Source organism: Petroclostridium sp. X23, from assembly GCF_030013905.1.
Lineage (GTDB): Bacteria > Bacillota > Clostridia > SK-Y3 > SK-Y3 > X23.
Window position 1 is genome coordinate 1,119,304 of the sequence record NZ_CP124862.1, and the last position, 20,976, is coordinate 1,140,279.

Consider the following 20,976-nt stretch of genomic DNA (forward strand, 5'->3'; position numbering starts at 1 on the left):
ATTAAATATCCTTTCTTTTATTCTGCGGGTTTAATCGGCTTTGATATGAGTCCTGTTCTTCTAAGTTTAGTCTCTATAGAAACTGTATACTCTGCTTCCGGAAACTGCTCTCCCCAATTATCCTTGATTTCCTCCCACTTTTTTGGGTATTTCTTACTTATGGCACTTCCAAATCCCAAAACATCCGAACCCATCACTTTTTGTATCTTATCAATAGCCGTTTTAACCTCTTTTTCTATCACCTTTTGCTGCTCTTTTTCTATTGTTCTGAATATTTCTATATCCGAAGTATCGATATTGCTTTGCTGTGCAGCGATATCTCCCTCTTCTTTTATTTCGATATTGAAGGAAATTTTTTCTCCTTCTATTATAGGCTCTATTTTACTGCTTGCACTTTTTATTTCTATAGAAATCAATTTGTCTTTTTCCATAGGAGACGGAACATTTATAACCCCGTTTTTTACTTTTCCGCTAACCCAGTTAAAACCTCTCGTTTCTACGCTATCCAAATAACCCACTAATTTATCCTTTTTAAATACCGCTGTCCCCGAAAGCTTGACTCCTTTAGTGATATTTCCTTTTTTCTCTTCAACAGGAAAATTGGGTTGTTCTTGTATTTCCATCACACCCATCACCGGACTAATACCGCTACCCGATGCCTTTTTTATAAATTCCAGCAAATCAACAACACTTGCTTCAGAATTTAAGGTCTGCTTCTTTATCATGCTCTCCAAATAGGTTGCCTGAACTTTTTCTATGCCATGCTCAACACCCAATATTTCCTTTGCTATTGTATTCTTGGCAATAAAAACCCAATTTAAGCGCCGTAACTCCTGGGATCTTTCAAAAAAATCCATAAATACCTCAAGCCCCTCTTTAGCAAGATGTTCATCAATAATAATCACCTTATTATGGGCATAATATCCCCTTCTGTCAAACTGCTTTGTCATATTCCTGATAGCTTCAAAGATTGTATTTCCTGAACCACAAATCAGTTCAACCGGTACCACATTACCTCCCCCTTGCATTTTCAATGCTGCCGGCCTTACCACTTGGGAAGTCACACAAACTTTTCCCTCAGTCCGGTCCTTATCTACTGCGGTTGCCAGTACAATCCCTATATCATTCAGTTCTTTCCGATCCCAACATCCCGATAAAAAAAGAATACAGAACAGCAACAGGAATAAAAATTTCTTTTTCAACTGTATCCACCACCTTTATCACTGTCAGGTTTCTTTGGCCTAGCGTCAGCTTCCTGTCTTATGGATTTTTCCCTTGTGATCAGTTTTGGTCTCCACTGCATCAGCCATAATGGCGCTCTAATGAACGAATCTTTTAAGTCTTTCCATACGGTGGGTGCGAAGGGTGTAAGATAAGGAACACCAAAGGATCGCAATGAACACAAATGAGCCAGTATCACCATCATCCCTACCACGATGCCATATAACCCAAAGGATGCACTCAATATTAAAAGAAAAAGCCTAAAATAAATAATGGAGTCTATTAAAGCCGGTACGATAAAGCTTGATATACCGGTAATTGCCGCAATAATTACCACAGGAGCACTGGCAATCCCTGCTTGCACTGCAGCTTCTCCAATCACCAAAGCACCTACAATGCTAACGGCCTGCCCGATAGGACGGGGCATCCTGACACCGGACTCTCTTAGCATTTCAAATACGACGCCCATTAACAGTGCTTCTATAAAAGCCGGGAAAGGTATTCCCTCCCGGGCCGCAGCTGCTGTGATCAGAAGAACAGTAGGAATCATCTCTTGATGAAAGGTCGCTAACGCTACATAGACTGCCGGCGTCATCAATGTAACGAAGACAGCTCCCAGCCTTAATATCCTTAACAGTGATGATAAATAGGGCCGTGCATAATAATCTTCCGTTGCCTGAATCGCTTCAACGAACAAGCAAGGTACCGTAAGGACAAAAGGTGTCCCGTCACAAAGAATCGCTACCCTTCCTTCCAATAGTTTTGCCGCAACCCGGTCAGGTTTTTCTGAATTTCCCACTGTTGCAACCAGTGAAAACGGATTGTCTTCGATAAACTGCTCAATATATCCAGATTCCAGAATTGAATCCGTATCAATCCTGTTTAACCTTCTTCTTACTTCTTCCACAATCTTCAAGTCTGCAATTCCATTCATATAGGCAATACATACGTCCGTATGGGTCTGCTTCCCTAGTTTGAAAGACTCAATAATGAAATTGGGGGTCTTAATTTTTCTTCTTAGCAAGGTGGTATTGGTACGAAGTGTCTCTGTGAACCCTTCCCTTGGCCCACGTACTGTTGCCTCAGTATCCGGCTCCTCCACTCCCCTTGACGGCCACTCTCGTAATCCAATAATTAAAGCTCTATCATAGCCATCAATAAATAAGGGCGTCGCGCCGGACATAATCCCATCAAGAACATCATTAAACGAGGTGGTTTCGCTCACCTCCGCTGCACTTAATATACTTTCTTTCACAGTCATAAATAGATTTGTTGGTTTGTCTTTGTTATCATAGTAGGTATTGGCTGCCTCCAACGTCAAGCTTTTAAGTATATTCTGGTTTATTGTATTCTTATCTACCATCCCATCTACAAAACAAATAAATGCTTTTGTCGGCTTTGATTTACCAATATTAAATTCCCTGAACACAATATCATTACTTGCCCCTAGAATTTTTTTCAAGCTTGATAAATTGGCTTCTATTTTTTTATAAATGATACACTCATCATCTACATATCTCTCTTTTTTATTTTTAGATTTTTGACTCTGCTGCAAGTAGTTCATATATTTAATCTGGTTTTTTATCCGTTTGAACATTACAATTCACCTTTTATTATTACTTTAATGATAGTATGGGTGCTTTGAGATGATTTTATGAATTTTCCGGTTATTTGGACATAAAAATAACCCCACCGGTTTATGCGCATACCGATGGGGTGTTACCAGACTAAGATCAAGCTTTCTTTCGTAAAATTGAATGAGGAGAAACCGGCTCATCCATGGGGATTTTTAAAACCATCTGGGGATGAGGGGCCACATCAATGGCTTCTTCCTGCTGATTCTTCATTTCCTTTACGATCATTGTCTTAAACAGCGGCCGATCCGGCTGAACAATCTCGATTTCATCTCCCACAAAAAACCTGTTTCTCTGCTCAATTGTAGCAATGCCGGTGTCACTATCATATCCTTTCACCATACCTACAATATCGTATCCCCTAATGTAGGAACTGGTACTGTAATTCTGCTCGCTGCTACCAGGTTTCCCAAAATAAAATCCTGTCGTATACTCGCGGTGGCTTACCTTTTTGATTTCATCCAATAATAACGGATTAAACGCATACCCTTCGGGATTCTCCAAATATGAGTCTATCGCCTGCCTGTATGCCTTAACCACTGTGGCTACATAATAGGCGCTCTTGACCCGTCCTTCAATCTTAAGGCTGGTGATACCACTCTGCAGCAGCTCAGGAATATATTGTATTGTACATAAATCTTTTGAATTATATATGAATGTACCTCTTTCATTCTCAACAACTGGCATATACTCACCCGGTCTTTTTTCTTCTACCAGGTAATATTTCCATCGGCAAGGATGCGCGCACGCGCCGCGGTTTGCATCCCTATTGGCCATATAGTTGCTGAGTAGACAACGTCCGGAATAGGATATGCACATTGCCCCATGTACAAAACATTCCAACTCTACCTCATCCGGAAGCTTTTCCCGTATTTCCTCTATTTCCTTAAGCGACAGTTCCCGTGCCAATACAATCCTGCTGGCTCCGAGCTTATACCAAGTCTGAGCGCTTCTCCAATTTGTATTGTTCGCCTGCGTACTGATATGGATTTCTAAATCAGGAGCAACCTCTTTCACAATGGAAAATACCCCAAGATCAGACACGAGCACCGCATCAGCTTCCGCATCACGTATTTGTTCAATATATTCAGGAAGACCCTCTAAATCCTCATTATGAGGGATAATATTTACCGTTACATATACTTTTTTCCCCCTTTCATGAGCAAAAGCGATCCCTTCCTTCATCTGCTCCATATTAAAATTATCCGCAGCCACTCTCAATCCGAATTCTTCACCGCCAAGATATACAGCATCAGCACCATAAAGGATAGCCATCTTCAATTTATCCAAATTGCCTGCCGGCGCCAATAATTCCGGTCTCTTCATCAATGCACGTCACCTCATTTTCATCACTAATAAACCCAACAAATTCCACCATTCACTGCTCATTCATTCGTTATTTGTAACTATTTGTTGTCCATTATCCAAAATCACTGAAAAAGTGCTTGATTGGTCAGTCGCAAAGCATGGGGACAGGCCTACAGCTTCCCTAAAAAACAAGTGCAGCAGTAGGTCCGTCCCCAAGCTTCACTCCTTCTGCGTGCTAAATCGGACTTTGTCAGTAGTCTTGTACATTGTACATTATTGACTATTCGTTATTTACTACTAACTATTCATTGTACATTGTCCATTGTACGTTGTCCAATGTCCATTATTCACTATTAGCTATTTTACGCGACACCGCCACCCCGTCCCCTATAGGTATAATAGTACTATCCAATTGAGGATGATTGCATATCGTACTTAGATAGGTTCTTAATCTTTTTACAATGGTCTTTTTTCTCCTCACAACCAGTTTATCTGTCGCAATCATTCCTTTATACAGCACATTGTCGGATACCAAAATCCCCCCTGGTTTTAGAAGCCTCAGGCAGTGGGGCAGAAATTCCATATACTGTCCTTTCGCGGCATCCACAAATATATAATCGAATTCCCCTTCCAATTCAGCGAGAATTTTCTCCGCCTCACCCTCCATAATACCAATAGTATTGTCCAAATCCGCTCTTTTAATATTTTGTTTTGCAATCTCAATCATTTTTTCATATCTTTCAATAGTGATAATCTTTCCTCCGGGCTTTAATGCCTGGGATAACAAGATAGACGAATATCCTATCGCAGTCCCTACCTCAAGAATGTACGAAGGTTTTATCATTTTTGCCAGCACTAAGATCAAGCTCGCTACCTCAGGATTTACAATCGGAACATGATTTTCCTTTGCGTATTCTTCCATCTCTTTAAGCAAACCTTCATTTTTTGCAATAGTATTTCTAATATATTCTGTTACATAGTCATAATTAATATTGTCATCAATCATGAGATCGCTCCATTCGGTTATATGTATGAAATGGAAGCGAGTCATGATACTCACTTCCATTCAGTAAAATGTCTATTTAACTTTTTTCATTGCGCTAAGATGCTCAGCATAGGTCTTTGAATAAATATGGCTTCCATCGCTATTAGCGACAAAAAACATATAACCTGCTTCAGCAGGATACAATGCCGCCTTGATGGATTCTCTTCCCGGGGAAGCAATAGGACCTAACGGAAGACCCGGATACTTATATGTGTTATATGGAGATTCGATTTTTGTATCTTCCTCCGACAACACTTCTTTTCTTTCTCCTAAGACATACTGAACTGTGGCACAAGACTGAAGCAATTGATAATTCTTACTTTTCAGTCTATTATGGAATACCGCCGAAATAAGAGGTCTTTCATCATCCAGTTTCGCTTCTCTCTCTATAATAGAAGCCAGCGTAACTACTTGATCAACCGTCATTCCCAATTGTTTGGCTTTATCATAGTATTCCTGCTTGAACTCTTTTTCAAATTGATCAAGCATTTTCTTGATAATATCCTCTTCTGTCGCATCAGCGTATATCTCATAGGTTTCAGGAAACAGATAACCTTCCAGCCTGTTCTTCCGCTTAGGTAAATCCTTTAAAAACACGTAGTCAAAATCGCCGTTTTCTGCGATATCCATAAATTTTTCTTTATTAATCAGGTTTTCTTTCACCAACTTATCAACGATCTGCCGGTATTCCAAACCTTCCTGAATCGTAAACTTTTTAGTTTCCCTTTTATCCACATTCTTTTTGAGCTCATTCATAATGGCTTCATAGTCCATGGAAGTATCCAATTGATGCTTTCCTTGCTGGTAATCACCATCATTATGTTTGATTCGGGACACACTCCTAAATAATATAGGATATTTTATTAACCCCTTATCCTTTAATATCTTAGCGATATCCCTTGTGGAAGCACCTTGCGGAATAGTCACTTCAACAACTTCCGACTGTATATTCTGCTTCTCTGAGCTGTCAGGTTTTTTTACATACTGATATCCCATCTTAAAAGCATATCGACCGGCAGTGATACATCCGGCAATAACCATCAGTATAAGACAGCTTTTAAGAAAAAATGAAAGCCATTTATTAGGCCTCGGCGTTTTCTTTGCCGGTTCAGGAGACAAATCCATCGCTTAACCTCCTCACTTCTTACTCTTTGCCCTCATTTCAGCATTGAGAATGGTTTTTCTGAGTCTGATATTTTTAGGGGTGATTTCAACCAATTCATCGTCCCCAATAAACTCTAAAGACTGCTCCAGACTCAAGATCGTTGCAGGAGTCAATCTAAGTGCCTCATCAGACCCGGACGCCCGCATATTAGTAACATGCTTCTTTTTACAAACATTCACCGACATATCGTCGTTTCTGGAATTCTCTCCAACCACCATGCCTTGATAAACTTGTGTTCCTGGAGAAATAAACAATATGCCTCTTTCTTGTGCATTGTATAAACCGTAAGTCGTCGCTTCCCCGGTTTCAAAAGCAATAATAGAACCTCTTTGGCGTGCCTGAATTTCTCCCTTATAATCATCATATCCATAGAAGATATGATTCATAATCCCGTTTCCTTTTGTATCGGTTAGAAATTCCGAGCGGTAACCTATCAGACCTCTTGCCGGAATCTTAAATTCCAACCGCATATATCCGGAAGTGGCCGATGTCATATTCAACATCTCGGCTTTCCTTACGCCTAGTTTTTCCATTACTACGCCCATGTATTCTTCAGGAATATCTACGATGAGTAATTCTATAGGTTCCTGAACTTTTCCATCTACTACTTTATTAATTACTTCCGGACGGGATACTTGGAACTCATATCCTTGTCTTCTCATGGTCTCAATAAGAATAGAAAGATGCAATTCTCCTCTGCCCGAAACTTTAAACGATTCGGCCGCATCCGTTTCTTCTACCCTCAAACTAACATTTGTCTCAACTTCTTTTAACAATCTGTCTCTTAAATGTCTGGAAGTAACAAACGTGCCTTCCCTGCCCGCAAACGGACTGTTATTTACAGTAAATGTCATCGAAATGGTCGGCTCATCGATCTGTACGAACGGCAAAGCCTCCGGCTTGTCCGTATCGCAAATGGTCTCCCCAATGCTGATATCATTAATACCGGCAATTGCAATAATATCTCCCAGACTTGCGTCGGGAACTTCCACTCTTCTAAGGCCTTCATACTGATACAGCCTGGTGATCTTTACATTGGCAAAAGTACCATCTTTTTTACATAGTACCGCCGGCTGGCCATACTTGGCTTGTCCTCTTTCAACCCTTCCAACGGCGATTCTTCCGATATATTCGTCATAATCGATATTAGAGACAAGGATTTGCAGCGGCGCGTCGATCTCCCCTTTAGGTGCCGGAACATGCTTCACGATCATCTCAAACATGGGGCTCAAATCAACACCTTCCGCTTCCGGCTCCATCATCGCATATCCATCCCTTGCGGAAGCATATACCACAGGGAATTCCAATTGTTCATCATCCGCTCCCAGTTCAATAAAAAGTTCGAGGATTTCATCCACAACTTCATAAGGTCTTGCATTGGGCCGGTCTATCTTATTTACCACAACAATAGGTTTCAAATTGAGGGATAGTGCCTTCTTTAATACAAACCTTGTCTGAGGCATACATCCTTCAAAAGCATCTACCAATAATAAAACCCCATCCACCATTTTCAGGATACGTTCAACCTCTCCGCCAAAGTCAGCATGTCCCGGTGTGTCTACAATATTAATCTTAATATTGTCGTACAATACCGAAGTATTTTTTGACAGGATGGTGATACCTCTCTCTTTTTCCAAATCATTGGAGTCCATAACCCTTTCCTGAACCTTCTCATTGTCCCGGAATGTACCGCTCTGTTTAAGCAATCCGTCTACCAGTGTTGTCTTACCATGATCAACGTGAGCGATGATTGCTATATTTCTAAGATTTTCCCTTGTCTGCATGTATTTTTAATCACCCTTAAATCCTTAGTTTTATTTAATCTATTACATTTTAGCTTAACCGACAGCAAGTGTCAATCAATTTACTTGCAAAAGATCACTATTATAAATTCCCTCGCGGTAGTAAAAATACAAAACATAACCGCAATAAATAAAATGTTGCAATCAACTTTTTCACAAAATCATCTCGTCGTAGTCACACGCTGTTAAATAAAAAATAGTTTCATTAATCAAAAAAGCTGTAATTTCATTGGTGTGTATTTTGTTGCCGCCTCAACGAAGCCAAACTTCTTATATAATGGCTCTCCATCCGGTGTAGCAGAAAGTTCAATTAAAGATACACCTAATTGCTTCGCTTCTTCAATCACTTGACTTATAACTTTCGTGGCACATCCCCGCCTGCGATAATCCCGGTATGTAAAGACGTTGAGCAAGGTTCCTGTCTTACCTGTTATGAATGATGGATTTGCAGGCTTTTCCGCTATTGCAAGAAATGCTGTTGATACGATATGATTGTCTATTTCAGCGAATATTGCAATGAAATCGTTATTTATATGCTTTGTAAAGTATGTCACCAACTGAGAACGAATTGCTTTTAGCTCTCCTTCCTCTAAATTCCCTTTGTCAGTCAGTAGGTAATCAAGCCGAAGTTGAATAAGAATGTCCATATCATTAATAGTCGCTTTACGAATATTCATTTTACTATACCCTCCTTATCACAGGTGCCTAGCATCAGTTTAGCTTACAGACTTTTGATAAATCCTGCTTTTATCCCTCTTATAAATCCTGCCTGTTCGTAAAATCTTAGCGTCTCTTCTTTTTTTGATCCTGTTAGAAGCATTACTTTATAACAATTATTATTTTTCGCAATTTCAACTGCCTTGTTGAGTGCTTTTGTCCCATATCCCTTTTTTTTATAATTTGAGTCAGTAATGACATTTTCTATCAAACCATAGGAACGTAAATTCCGGGTAAGATTTTTTATAATGGATATATTGCATGAAGAAACTATTTTGCCATCTACTTCAACTACAATATAATAAAGATTCGGGTCATTATATATTGAATCCCATGTATCTTTCAGCGCTTTATTCTCATAAACATCCGGGTCTTCGGGTTGTAATTGCTTATAAAGGTTTAATAATTCACTCAATTCTTCATATTTTATTAATCTAGTAATTTCACTCATTAACAAACCTCCGTTTTTTTGAATTCTAAGTATATAGTTTTGAAACGAAGCAAATCATGTTGCAATGCATGAATTTAGTACATAATCGTATTGCCTCCATCTACTGCCAGCAAGTGTCCTGTAATCCATGATGCTGCAGGTGAAGCCAAAAACACTGCCGCTCCTGCTATATCTATAGGTTCCCCTAGCCTTCCAAGCGGAATTCTATTTAAGAAATACTCATTTATGTCAGCTTTTGATTCTATTAGCTTATTCACTAAAGGCGTCTTAACTTGCGCCGGCGCAATCGCATTAACCCGTATATGATATTGTCCCCATTCTACCGCCAACGTTCTTGTTAGTGCTGCCACTCCGCCTTTCGCAGCAGAATAGTTTGCATTTCCTGTTTTAATTCCTACTATACCGGTTATGGATGACATGTTGATAATACATCCGCCTTCTCCCCTTTTTATCAAATGCTTGCCTACCTCTTGATTGAATAGCCATACACCTTTTAGATTAATATCGATCACCTTATCCCACTGTTCTACGGTCATATCCTCAGCAGCATTTCTATCTCCAATCCCTGCATTAGCAACCAGAATATCTACTTTATCCAATTTTCTAATAGCCTGATCGACAGCCTCTTTTACTTGCAGTCCATTTGAGACGTCACACCCTATAGCTATAGCACTGCCTCCCTGGCGGCATATCTCATCTGCGGTTTTTTTGGCATTCTCTTTATTTAGATCTACAACAGCAACTTTCGCTCCAAAGTAAGCCAGTCCCTCGCATATGGACTTGCCTAATCCTTGCGCTCCGCCTGTAACGATTGCAGTCATGCTATGCAGTGAAAATAAATCTTTAAAATCCATTAACATATTCTTTTCCTCCTTAAGTTTAACGTTAAACTTTTAAAACAAAAGACGTTTCCATAGTACCAAAAGTGATTGATTGCTTGGCTGCTCTTCTTGTTACAACCATAAAACCTTATGTAATACTATATACATTCTACACCCTTTTGTTATTTTCCTTCTCAAAGGTATAAAATTGTCTAAGAATATAAATTACCCATTACTTATCTACATCTGTTTTATTTGTCATGGATTTAAGCAAACTTTTATATATTTCTATAACTTCTTGTGTTGCTTCTTTTTCTTTGATAACTGTTCCTGAAAATATATGCTGCTACAATTGAAGTAAAAGGTACTGTTAAAATCAAACCGATGCTTCCGCACAAAGAGCGGATTATTTCTACTGCAATCACTTCCAGATTAATAATATCTGTTGACGTATATTGCATACAACTGAATAATACAAACATCGGCATAGATGCTCCTGCATAAGCAAGTACTAGCGTATTTACCATTGTGGCCATCATGTCTTTTCCTACATTCAACCCCGAAGCCACCATGTTCACAAAAGATATGTTCCCATTTTGCTTTTTTATTTCCTCCAACACTGAAGCGATAGACATACTTACATCCATTACTGCGCCCATTGTCCCGATAATAATACCGGCAAATAGCAAGCCTTTAAAATCTATCTCCAAGCCTAACTCTGTTATAAGAAACTGCGTATGATCATCGGTGATGCCGGATATATACGAAATTTCGCTAAAGTAAGCTGCTATCAGACCTGCTGCAATTGTACCTGCTAACGTACCTATGATGGCTACTGCCGACTTTTTGGTAGGACCGCTGATTAATAGAAAAGATATGAAAATAACTACAGCGGATACACATATAGCTGAAAATACAGGATCATATCCTTGAATAATCATCGGAATAAAAACTTTAATAATCATAAATCCCGAAAACAGCAGCGAAATACTAGATGTAATCCCCTTGCCCATACCAAATAATATCAATATTGTTATAAAACTGATCGTTAATAACACCATGCTTTTTTCCCGGGATACCCGGGTAAATGACGCACTCAATATTTTTCCATCATCGATATTTAATTGCACATAAATTTCGCTATTCTCACGAAGCTTAAAATCAAATACTGAATATTTCGTTATGGTACGTCTAACATCTACATGTTCTCCTCTAAACTGTCCCGTTAAAATTTCTGCCGTGATTTCTTGTTTTTCTATTTCATTCTCTTTTAAATTATCGACTTGTACAATCTTTACTTTAACCATATTCGAACTATCTTGCTTCACTACCTCTGCATTGCTTGAAGTAGTGATGATAATAATCATAATGCACAAAGATAATATTTTTTTCATCGGATACTCCCCCTCTTTTGTACAACCTTTATTAAATATATATTAATCTTTCATTATGTATATTCGTATTAAGGACAAAATAAAAGGTGTACGCTGTGATATAAGCTTACACCTTTTATAACGCTATAGATTATATTATGGATAAATATATTCATTTTTCGGCTTCTCTATTTCTTCACACTTTTCTACTACAATCATAGGCATTTGCTGTCCATTAAATGATGTGTCTTTAATCTTTCCTTTTACCTTGATCCATGTATCATTTTTTAGCTGTTTACCATCGTTATATTCACAAATGAGACCAACAATACTGGTATCTGCAGCACAGCAGGTAATCAGGCTTCTTGCTGCTATAAAGCTGGTATCATTAAAGTCTTTATCCCTAAATACAAAACCGGTAAGTTCTATTGTTTTATTCTCATATTTTTTTGTATCCATAAATAGTTTATCAAGTGTATTTATATAGTTACGATCAGTTACAATGATTTCATCTCCGCTTATTTTCATTTCATATTCTTTCTTGTCTACTTCCTGTATAACAACAGTATCATTTTGCTTTGACAATATACCGGTGCTATTGGTAGCCTTCTTATTAATAGTCACTCCCCTGTTTTGTGCAACCACACTCGCTAACGAAACAGGCTGGATAAAAAAACCCAGCAGCAAGGGTATCAGGAAAATACTATAGAATCCAAGCCCCTTGTGTGAATGTGTATGGCTAAATAGATCTTTTGAAATCACAAGTGTGATAACGATCAGAAGTAATGCACATGCCAATACGTATCGGTTCATCTTTGGGTGCACATACATGGCGATTCTATCTGTCATTAACAGATATAACATAAAAGCGGCATACCCTGCTGTAATAAATGTTTTTATTAATGTATCTTTATTAATCATATCTCCCCTCCTTAGAATCCAATAAACTTGTCAACTGTATAAACCACAAGAAAAGTAATGATAAAAATTAGTCCGATAAGCTTAATAACAAACTCTTTTTTAAAATTTCCAAACAATACGATGGTATTCTTTATATCCAGCATAGGTCCCAAAATTAAAAACCCCATAATAGACCCTGTGGTAAATTGCGTAACAAATGTTTTCGCTATAAATGAGTCCGAAGTTGAACATAATGAGATGCTATACGCAAACACCATCATCACCAGAATTGATATTGCTTCATTTTGCCCTATTCCCATTAAAATCTCTCTTGGTAGAAATACTTGAGAAATAGAAGCCAACAAAGCACCTATAATTAAATATCCTCCCACGTCAAAAAACTCCTGTCCCGCATGACGGATCATCTCCGACAGCTTACTTTTCTCCGTTTCATGACGATGACAACCACTGCAACTGCAGTGGTTGTCATCGTCATGTATTTCCGGCCTTAGAACCTTTTTATTCTCCATCATCACATCTATCAAATTGGCAATAACAATCGCTATACCGATACCCAAAAATGTTCTAAGAAAAAGCATTTCCGGCATGATATTGCTAAAAGCATAGTTTGTCGCTAATAGCACAACCGGATTCACAATAGGTGCGCATAGCATAAAGGTAATTGCGATGTATACCGGAACTCCTTTTTTCATAAGTCTCCGTACTACCGGTATCACGGAACAATCACAGACCGGAAATAAAAAACCTGCGGCAACTCCTAATAAAATACCCAAAACCAGGTTCTTAGGAATTATTCTTGCAATCAACTCTTCGGATACAAATATCTGAATAATCGACGAAATGACTACCCCAAGCATAATAAACGGAAAAGCCTCTAATAAAATACTCATAAACATCGTGACAAACGCTTGAAACAATGTAAAATCCATTTGTTCCAATATGCCATTATCCCATATTGCTTTGCTGAATGTATATAATAAATAAATGATAACTACCGATAAAAAGCCGATTAATAAGTTATCCCAACTGTTTTGTATTTTCTTCCCTTCCTTCACCCCACAATCAATCCTCTCTCATCTATTTGCAAATCATTTTCATTTACATTGAGATTATATAGAAAATTAAAATAAATGTCAACCAAAAAATGGTTAAAACTCTTTTAAATCTATGTACAACAATATATAATGATAATACTACATATTTTGATTTTAGGGAGGTAACGAGATGGAAGATAATAAAATCCAAAAACTTGTAGAGGTCTTAAATAAAAAGAACTTTAAAGCAACATACTTTGAGGATGCCCAAGCGGCAAAATGCGCGGTGTTTAATGAAATTGCTCCCGGCGCAGCAGTAGGGATCGGCGGTTCTATGACGGTATTTGATATGGGTCTTCATAAAGATCTTCAAGAAAAAGGTCATGAAGTTTTTTGGCACTGGTTGGTAGACCCTGCCCAGAGAAGTGAAGTGAGAGCAAAGGCAGCCAATGCGGATGTTTATTTGTCCAGCAGCAATGCCATTACAATGAATGGCGAACTGGTAAATATCGATGGGATCGGTAACAGGGTAAGCGCCATGTTCTTCGGTCCGAAAAAAGTGATCATTATTTGTGGTGTAAATAAAATTGCCGACGATTATGATACCGCTATCCAAAGAATTAAAACTTATGCCTGTCCTCCGAACGCGAAAAGACTAAATTTGAACACTCCTTGCGCAAAAACGGATAAATGTACCGATTGCAGTTCAAGCGACAGAATGTGTAATGTCACCGTAAAAATGGAACGTCCTCCATCCGGTAAAGAAGTGCACGTTTTCCTTGTTGGCGAGTCTTTAGGATTTTAAATCACCATAGATAACCATTTGTTATCTATAAACATATCGAAAAAGTACCGGTCTCTAACCTAAATAAGCAAAGCTTAAGGGTAAAAGCTCGGTACTTTATATTGATTTATTACGCATGCCTCGATACATTTCATCTATTGTTTGCTTAAAAACAGGATGATAGGCTTTTGGCGCTATTTCATTTAATGGCCTCATCACAAAGTCCCGTTCATGCATCCTGGGATGCGGAACAGTTAAGCTTTCTTGGTTTACCATTACATCGCCGTATAATAAAATATCCAGATCAATGGTACGAGGTCCCCACCGAATGGTCCGTTCCCTCTTTAAGCTTTTTTCGATATCCCTGCACACCTCAAGAAGACGGCTTACGGGTAAGGTTATCCTTAATTCTATAACCGCATTTAAAAAATCCGGCTGTTCCGTATACCCGACAGGCGCTGTATTGTAGTAAGAAGATACCGCTGTCACTTCAATACCGTTTAATTCCCTAAACATATCTATTGCCCGGTCAAGGTTTGCTTTTCTATCCCCTATATTTGATCCTAATCCAATGTAAGATATGACCTGATTACCATTCATTTCTGTCACTCCTTGCACGTTCCAGTTCTACCGCCGCAAATTTAAGATGATGTCCCATGGGTGCCCACGGTTTCTTCAACAATACCTTCACTACCATAGTGCTGCTGAACTTTTTAAATATTTCCTCAATCACCTTCATTGCCGCCGTCTCGATCAGATCGTATTTTTCCGCTTGTAAAACTTCTTTTACGGTATCGCATACCTGGGCATAATTGATGGTTGAATCCAAATTATCGCCCACTGCTGCCCATTCCAAGTCTGTTGAAATGTGTAAAGAAATAAGAAATAACTGCCCGAGTTTCTTTTCTTCCTTCGCTACACCATGATAAGCATACACTTCCAAATCCTCAATAATAATCTTGTCCATATTTACCTCACTATACTGTCCATCATTTTTGCCACCCGGACATTTTTCAAAACATCATGCACCCGAATCACGTCGGTTCCTTTCATGATCCCTGCTGCAGTTACCGCAAGCGTCCCTTCCAATCTTTCATGCACTTCCAGATCCAACACTTTACCAATGAACGATTTTCTTGACGCTCCCAATAATATTGGATAACCCAGTCTCTTAAACTCTTCCAGGCGGCGCATGATTTCTACATTTTGCTCCCAAGTTTTAGCGAAGCCTATTCCAGGGTCAATGATTATATTTTCATCCTTTATTCCTGCTTTTTTACCAATTTGAATACTTTCCGTCAATTCTTCCAGAACATCTTCAATGAGATCCCGGTATTCTGTTCCCGTAGTCCTATTGTGCATAATACAAATAGGGACATTATATACTGCGGCCACCTGCGCCATTTCAGGGTCATATTTCAATCCCCAAATATCGTTGATCATATCGGCACCTGCTTTTATGGCTTGTTCCGCTGTTACTGACCTATAGGTATCTACCGATAACGGTACATTCAACGTACTGGATAGCTTTTGTATCACCGGTACTATCCTTTGTATCTCCTCTTCACAAGAAACCGGTTCACTGCCCGGCCGTGTTGATTCTCCCCCTATGTCAATGATATCCGCCCCCTCTGATAACATACGCACTGCTTGCGTGAGGGCATCATCGACATCGAAGTAGCTGCCTCCATCCGAAAAAGAATCCGGGGTGACATTTAGAATTCCCATCGTGTAAGTTTTTTTTCCCCACTCCCACTTTTTTCCTGCTATATTTAAAAACATCATCTATCACCACCATTATTCGTTCATCTCTAATATTCTAATACCGGCTGTTTTCCATCTTTAAAACGATTACATTCTTCTATCATACTACATCGAAAACATATTCTGCAAGTTTTATCACTTACATACAATACCCGGCTTAATACTGAGCTATTTTCATCTTGGATGCGGTGACCGCGGATAGCATCGGTGATTAAAGCTGTATCTTGTTCATTGACTCCGATATCCTGGAGGATTTCTTGGGCTAAAACAGCTCCTTCGCCAGCATGATCCAACTTCTCCTTATACTGCCTCCACTTCCCGATATCATGAAGCAGTGCCGCTGCATAGATCATTTCCTTACTTAGATCATATCGGTTTTCCAATACAATAATATAGGCTACTCTCGCCACATCCAGTGCATGCTGTATATCATGGCAGCAGAACTTGCGTTTTTTTTCTGCTTTGGCGTTTAGCTTCATATATTTGATGAATTTTGGATGTTCAAGTATTTTATCTACCAATTCCATTTTTATTTCCTGTCTTTCATACTATTCATAAATTGATCATAGCCTTTTCGTCTCAGTCCACAAGCAGGACACTCACCGCATCCGTCACCGATGATTCCGTTGTAGCAAGTCAGGGTTTCGTTTTTGATGATATCAAGTACACCTAAATCATAGGCCATCTGCCATGTTTCCTTTTTATCAATCCACATCATCGGCGTATGAATAACAAACTGATACTCCATCGCAAGGTTGAGTGTCACATTCATAGATTTAATAAATACATCTCTGCAATCGGGATAACCGCTGAAGTCACTCTGCGATACGCCGGTAACAATGTGATTTGCACCTCTTTGCTTGGCAAATACAGCTGCAAAAGCTAAGAACAGCATATTTCTGCCATCCACAAAAGTATTCGGCAATCCATTGGCAGGCATATCCTTATCAACTTGGATATCTTTACGGGTCAGAGAGTTAGGCGCCAATTGGTTTAGAAGTGCCAGGTCCATGGTGGTATGCTCCACTCCATATTTCCTGCATATATTTTCAGCACATTCTAATTCCAGCTTATGTTTCTGATTATAGTCAAAAGAAACTGCGATTACTTCTCCAAATTTCTTTTTTGCCCAAAACAGGCAGGTTGTACTATCTTGTCCGCCGCTAAACACTACAACCGCTTTGTCTCTGTTTATGTCTTTATTCATCGAAGTTCCATCCTTTATTTTAAAATTATTGTTTATACAGCATCATTAGCTTATTAACCAATGCGTCATCAGTGTTAAATCTCCCACGTAAGGTGGTGGTCATGGTGACAGCGCTTGTGTTCTTAATGCCTCTGGTGGTCATGCATGCATGTTGTCCTTCAATAATCACGGCTACATCTTCCGAACCGCTGACCTTCTGCATGACTTCCGCAATATCCGAGCCGATACGCTCCTGGAGCTGCAGCCTTTTCCCCACCATATCGGCAATCCTGACAAGCTTGCTGAGGCCAAGGATTTTCCCGTTTGGAATATATGCTATGGCTGCCTTCATATTATACATCAGCGCCAAATGGTGCTCACAGTAGCTGAAAATTTCTATATCCTTCATGATGACCATTTCTTTATTTTCCTTGGGTATGAATAGATCTTCTTCAAAAGTTTTATTGAACATTTCGGCAATTTCATCGTTGGTATATTGTACACCCTCAAATATTTCTTCATACATACGGGCTACGCGCGCCGGTGTGTCCTTTAGTCCTTCCCTCTGCGGATTTTCTCCAATGGCAATCAAAATCCCCCGAATATGTTCTTCAATCTTATTTCTATCAATAGGCATTCGCTACACTCCTCTTGCATTGGGATGCCAGATCACTTTATGCAGCTGCGGCTGCAATCTGACATCATTCATTGTATTTTGCTTCATAAATTCTACCATGGTCTCCATCGTGATGTTTCCAAAGACGGGGCTAAGATGTACGGCACACCGCTCCGTTAGTCTATATTTCTCTATGATCATTTTTGCCGTTTCCAGGTCTTTCATGCTTCCGGCTACAAATTTTACCGTATCCTGACATTCCAAATATTGAAAGTTACTTGTTTTCATTGCCTTTTCCATTCCACTGACGCCAAGTTTGTAATCCATAGTAAATACCGGACGTTTAGGAGATATCTCTGCAAATTCTCTGAGTTCGATACTCCCGTTTGTTTCTATTTCCACTCGAAGCTGTCCATCATCTGTCAGAAATCTGAGCAGTTCTCCAATTCCTTCCTGCAATAATGGTTCCCCTCCGGTTAGGGTCACATTCTTAACCCCGGTATTCTTGATATAGTGATAAATCTCCTCTTGGGACATCTGCTGGAAGGATACATTTTCTTCGTTGGCCCACATGGTATCACAGTAGGTACACCGCAGATTACATCCGGCAAACCTGATGAATACAGCCAACTGTCCGACTCGCTGTCCTTCTCCATTCACACTGATAAATTTTTCAACAACTTTGTACTTCATATTCATGCCTCATCACTTTCATGGGAAGAACAGTTCACAGGGGTTTCATAGACCGTGACCCGCTTGACACGATGACCCTTCTCACCGATGCATTGATAAAAAAATCGTGAGAAATTCTCCGCTGTGGGTCTGAACTTGACCTTTATCACACGAAACCCTTCCGCCTCCAGACATGTCAACGTCTCTTTGCGCAGGGTTCCTTCTTCAATAATGAGGGCGTGGTCGTAAAAATCAAGTGTTTCCCGTACATCCCTTTTTAAATCGGAAAAATCCGCTACCATTCCCCGGCACTGACCTTCCGCTATTAATTCGGCAGCAGCTACTTCCACTTCCACCCTCCAGCGATGTCCGTGTATGTTGGCGCATTTACCGCTGTATCCTGCTAAAAAGTGCGCACTGTCAAAATGATGTTCCACTTTTATAATATACATTCTGTTTACTCTCCCTATCTATCTCTGCTTCATCTTCCTAAAATAACAACATCCGATTGCGCCATTAAATTGAGGATCTTCCAAGCTGATTATTTCATTATAATCCTTTTTCAAATACTCTTGGATGGCTTTTCCTTGAGCGACGCCTCCCGAAATCACTAACGTCCTGCCTCTAAATTTAGACAGCATGGGCTGCAATTTTTTATAGAGGGAATAATTTACACCCGCGCACAAACGCTCCAGGGATATCCCTTCGGCTATTTTTCCAATCAGTTCCGATTCTGAAAAGACAGCGCAGGTTGAATTCAACTCTACCGGATCTTCGGTATATTCCGTCATTTGCTTCAACGGAATTTCCAATACACATGCCATGTTTTCCAAATATCTGCCGCATGAAGCAGCGCATTTATCATTGAGCTCCAGATCCGTCATCACACCATGCTGGATTTTCGTTATCTTCACATCCTGTCCGCCAATGTCCAACAGGATAAAATCCTTCAGTCCGGTTTGATAGACAGCACCATACACATGAGCCTTTATTTCATTAATTGGAATAAATCTGCTTAAGTCCGTGTTGTTTCTTCCATATCCTGTAGAAATACCGCAATCAAATTCACCAACGTCCATTTTGTCTGTATCTACTACAATTTTATTGTCTTGAAAGGAGCAGTAATCTCTATAGAAAGACATGGTGCCCACTTTGAATCTTTTTACAATGCTATCACGATCCATCAAAACAACCTTGACTTCTCTACTGCCCAGGTCAATTCCCAGTATCTTCATCCTTTGTGCTCCTTCATATCATATACCATATCTACAAAAGCTTCGATCCTCAGCTTTGTTCTGGCATCCAAACCGTTTAGCTTATCTCCTTCAATATTCAAGACAGGGATGCCCAGTTTTTCCCTCACAACAATATCCTCAATGGCTCTATAACAAAAAGCCTGCGTATAATGGACGATTGCGTCAATTTTTCTTGCATCGATTTGTTTCTGAATCTCCTGAATCCGGAATTCAATATCATAGGGATACGTATAATCATAATATTGTTCAAAAATATTTGCAGCATATCCGGCTCTTGGAAAAGCAAACTCCCTCTGTACTTCATTATATACGATGCGCGCATTCAACGTTTCCGCAAAGTCATACAAATCTCCTGTCATAGGGGGCACACCTATATATCCCAGTCGGATTTTTGTATCATCAGATTTTCTGCTTTCAATCTCATTGATCTTTTGTTCCATCTGCTTTCTGAATGTTTCCCGGTCACCGTTAAAATCACTCATACTCACTTGATATAAGTGGTTTTCAAACCCTGTCGCCTTGTTATGCGCATAGGTTAGTCTATCTATTTTTTTAGCTAGTTGCCTAAGCTCTTCCGCTTCTTTTTTAATTTTTTCCACTTCACGATGCTGTACACCAAACATGTCCATAAACTTCCGAATTTCTTTTTCTACATCTGAAAGTGTATGGCTGTGAGGATAAGAAAAAGGATATACTTTTATTCCCTTCAAACTTAATACCTCAAGCAAAGCACGGGTGTTGGAGCAATCCCCTTCTACTACACCCACAATTTCGTCAATTCCCTTAGAAAGGCATACACCGTAAATTCCCTTGATCCATGCGCAAGTACTCTTGGGAAATCCATCCCTTTCTGCCATATCTATATATTGAAAGTAATGTTTATCGGTAATAAATATATTGTTTATATCTACCGGCATATAGCCTGCAGCTAAAAGCACCTCTACCGGCACCGTTGTGGTCAAACCAATTTTTTTCATTTATCTTTACTCCTATAAAAAATCATAAAAAAAGGACCCACCGGTCCTTTTCATAAACAAATTGATATTCAAATGCCTTCGCAAAATACAACTGCTGATAGCGATCGCATATTCCCCTAGTTTTGTTTACAGACAGGATGGTTACGAACTGTCTTATTCTTTTTTTAGTGGGGAGTGGATAGTGGGGCGCGGGGAGTTTTTTATCCTCTCCTCACTACTCACTCGCAAC

23 protein-coding genes are annotated in these 20,976 nt (G+C 39.4%); 1 reads left to right on the forward strand and 22 read right to left on the reverse strand.

What is annotated here, in order from left to right; translation table 11 throughout:
* Positions 1-17 precede the first annotated feature (17 nt).
* The 12 genes from QKW49_RS05645 to QKW49_RS05700 form a co-directional block, all read right to left on the reverse strand.
* Positions 18-1,202 carry a Ger(x)C family spore germination protein gene (locus tag QKW49_RS05645; protein ID WP_282866573.1) on the reverse strand — a complete coding sequence of 395 codons (1,185 nt, stop codon included), beginning with the start codon at positions 1,200-1,202 and terminating at the stop codon, positions 18-20.
* Positions 1,199-2,818 carry a spore germination protein gene (locus QKW49_RS05650; RefSeq protein ID WP_282866574.1) on the reverse strand — a complete coding sequence of 540 codons (1,620 nt, stop codon included), beginning with the start codon at positions 2,816-2,818 and terminating at the stop codon, positions 1,199-1,201. The genes QKW49_RS05645 and QKW49_RS05650 overlap by 4 nt, the downstream gene beginning before the upstream one ends.
* A 136-nt stretch (positions 2,819-2,954) precedes the next feature.
* Positions 2,955-4,181: a U32 family peptidase gene (locus QKW49_RS05655; RefSeq protein WP_282868073.1), complete on the reverse strand. Its 1,227-nt coding sequence runs from the start codon at positions 4,179-4,181 to the stop codon at positions 2,955-2,957.
* Positions 4,182-4,506: 325 nt separating this feature from the next.
* Positions 4,507-5,169, reverse strand: coding sequence for an O-methyltransferase (locus tag QKW49_RS05660; protein WP_282866575.1), 663 nt, complete (start codon positions 5,167-5,169; stop codon positions 4,507-4,509).
* A gap of 72 nt (positions 5,170-5,241) precedes the next feature.
* Positions 5,242-6,333 (reverse strand): endolytic transglycosylase MltG, encoded by a 1,092-nt coding sequence (gene mltG, locus QKW49_RS05665; RefSeq protein ID WP_282866576.1) that lies wholly within the window; start codon positions 6,331-6,333, stop codon positions 5,242-5,244.
* 12 nt (positions 6,334-6,345) lie between these two features.
* Positions 6,346-8,157, reverse strand: a complete 1,812-nt coding sequence (gene typA, locus QKW49_RS05670) for a translational GTPase TypA (RefSeq protein ID WP_282866577.1) — start codon at positions 8,155-8,157, stop codon at positions 6,346-6,348.
* 227 nt (positions 8,158-8,384) lie between these two features.
* Complete coding sequence (locus QKW49_RS05675; RefSeq protein WP_282866578.1) at positions 8,385-8,852, reverse strand: GNAT family N-acetyltransferase; 468 nt, start codon at positions 8,850-8,852, stop codon at positions 8,385-8,387.
* A 44-nt stretch (positions 8,853-8,896) separates the two neighbouring features.
* Positions 8,897-9,343, reverse strand: coding sequence for a GNAT family N-acetyltransferase (locus QKW49_RS05680; protein ID WP_282866579.1), 447 nt, complete (start codon positions 9,341-9,343; stop codon positions 8,897-8,899).
* Between the two features lie 74 nt (positions 9,344-9,417).
* Positions 9,418-10,203 (reverse strand): SDR family NAD(P)-dependent oxidoreductase, encoded by a 786-nt coding sequence (locus QKW49_RS05685; RefSeq protein WP_282866580.1) that lies wholly within the window; start codon positions 10,201-10,203, stop codon positions 9,418-9,420.
* A gap of 239 nt (positions 10,204-10,442) precedes the next feature.
* Positions 10,443-11,558, reverse strand: coding sequence for a YibE/F family protein (locus QKW49_RS05690; RefSeq protein ID WP_282866581.1), 1,116 nt, complete (start codon positions 11,556-11,558; stop codon positions 10,443-10,445).
* Positions 11,559-11,693: 135 nt separating this feature from the next.
* Complete coding sequence (locus QKW49_RS05695) at positions 11,694-12,458, reverse strand: TIGR03943 family protein (RefSeq protein ID WP_282866582.1); 765 nt, start codon at positions 12,456-12,458, stop codon at positions 11,694-11,696.
* Between the two features lie 11 nt (positions 12,459-12,469).
* Positions 12,470-13,513: a permease gene (locus QKW49_RS05700; RefSeq protein WP_282866583.1), complete on the reverse strand. Its 1,044-nt coding sequence runs from the start codon at positions 13,511-13,513 to the stop codon at positions 12,470-12,472.
* A 169-nt stretch (positions 13,514-13,682) separates the two neighbouring features.
* On the opposite strand from QKW49_RS05700, the gene QKW49_RS05705 reads away from it, so the two are divergent.
* Positions 13,683-14,297 carry a lactate utilization protein gene (locus QKW49_RS05705; RefSeq protein ID WP_282866585.1) on the forward strand — a complete coding sequence of 205 codons (615 nt, stop codon included), beginning with the start codon at positions 13,683-13,685 and terminating at the stop codon, positions 14,295-14,297.
* Between the two features lie 96 nt (positions 14,298-14,393).
* On the opposite strand, the gene folK is transcribed toward QKW49_RS05705, so the two are convergent.
* From folK to QKW49_RS05755, 10 genes are read right to left on the reverse strand one after another with little or no spacing between them, the layout of a single operon-like run.
* Positions 14,394-14,876, reverse strand: a complete 483-nt coding sequence (folK, locus tag QKW49_RS05710) for a 2-amino-4-hydroxy-6-hydroxymethyldihydropteridine diphosphokinase (RefSeq protein ID WP_282866586.1) — start codon at positions 14,874-14,876, stop codon at positions 14,394-14,396.
* The gene (gene folB, locus QKW49_RS05715) at positions 14,866-15,243 is read right to left on the reverse strand and encodes a dihydroneopterin aldolase (RefSeq protein ID WP_282866587.1); all 378 of its coding nucleotides are present in this window, start codon (positions 15,241-15,243) and stop codon (positions 14,866-14,868) included. Before folB ends, folK begins: the two co-directional genes overlap by 11 nt.
* Before the next feature lie 2 nt (positions 15,244-15,245).
* Entirely contained in the window at positions 15,246-16,061 is an 816-nt protein-coding gene (gene folP, locus QKW49_RS05720; protein ID WP_282866588.1) for a dihydropteroate synthase, read from the reverse strand.
* A 26-nt stretch (positions 16,062-16,087) separates the two neighbouring features.
* Entirely contained in the window at positions 16,088-16,567 is a 480-nt protein-coding gene (locus QKW49_RS05725; protein WP_282866589.1) for an HD domain-containing protein, read from the reverse strand.
* 2 nt (positions 16,568-16,569) lie between these two features.
* Positions 16,570-17,247: a 7-cyano-7-deazaguanine synthase QueC gene (gene queC / locus QKW49_RS05730; RefSeq protein WP_282866590.1), complete on the reverse strand. Its 678-nt coding sequence runs from the start codon at positions 17,245-17,247 to the stop codon at positions 16,570-16,572.
* Between the two features lie 25 nt (positions 17,248-17,272).
* Positions 17,273-17,863 (reverse strand): GTP cyclohydrolase I FolE, encoded by a 591-nt coding sequence (gene folE, locus QKW49_RS05735; RefSeq protein ID WP_282866591.1) that lies wholly within the window; start codon positions 17,861-17,863, stop codon positions 17,273-17,275.
* A 3-nt stretch (positions 17,864-17,866) separates the two neighbouring features.
* Entirely contained in the window at positions 17,867-18,535 is a 669-nt protein-coding gene (gene queE / locus QKW49_RS05740; RefSeq protein WP_282866592.1) for a putative 7-carboxy-7-deazaguanine synthase QueE, read from the reverse strand.
* Between the two features lie 2 nt (positions 18,536-18,537).
* Positions 18,538-18,966, reverse strand: coding sequence for a 6-carboxytetrahydropterin synthase QueD (queD, locus tag QKW49_RS05745; protein ID WP_282866593.1), 429 nt, complete (start codon positions 18,964-18,966; stop codon positions 18,538-18,540).
* Between the two features lie 18 nt (positions 18,967-18,984).
* Positions 18,985-19,749, reverse strand: a complete 765-nt coding sequence (locus QKW49_RS05750) for an acyl-CoA dehydratase activase (protein ID WP_282866594.1) — start codon at positions 19,747-19,749, stop codon at positions 18,985-18,987.
* Positions 19,746-20,747, reverse strand: coding sequence for a 2-hydroxyacyl-CoA dehydratase (locus tag QKW49_RS05755; RefSeq protein ID WP_282866595.1), 1,002 nt, complete (start codon positions 20,745-20,747; stop codon positions 19,746-19,748). Before QKW49_RS05755 ends, QKW49_RS05750 begins: the two co-directional genes overlap by 4 nt.
* Positions 20,748-20,976: the final 229 nt, after the last annotated feature.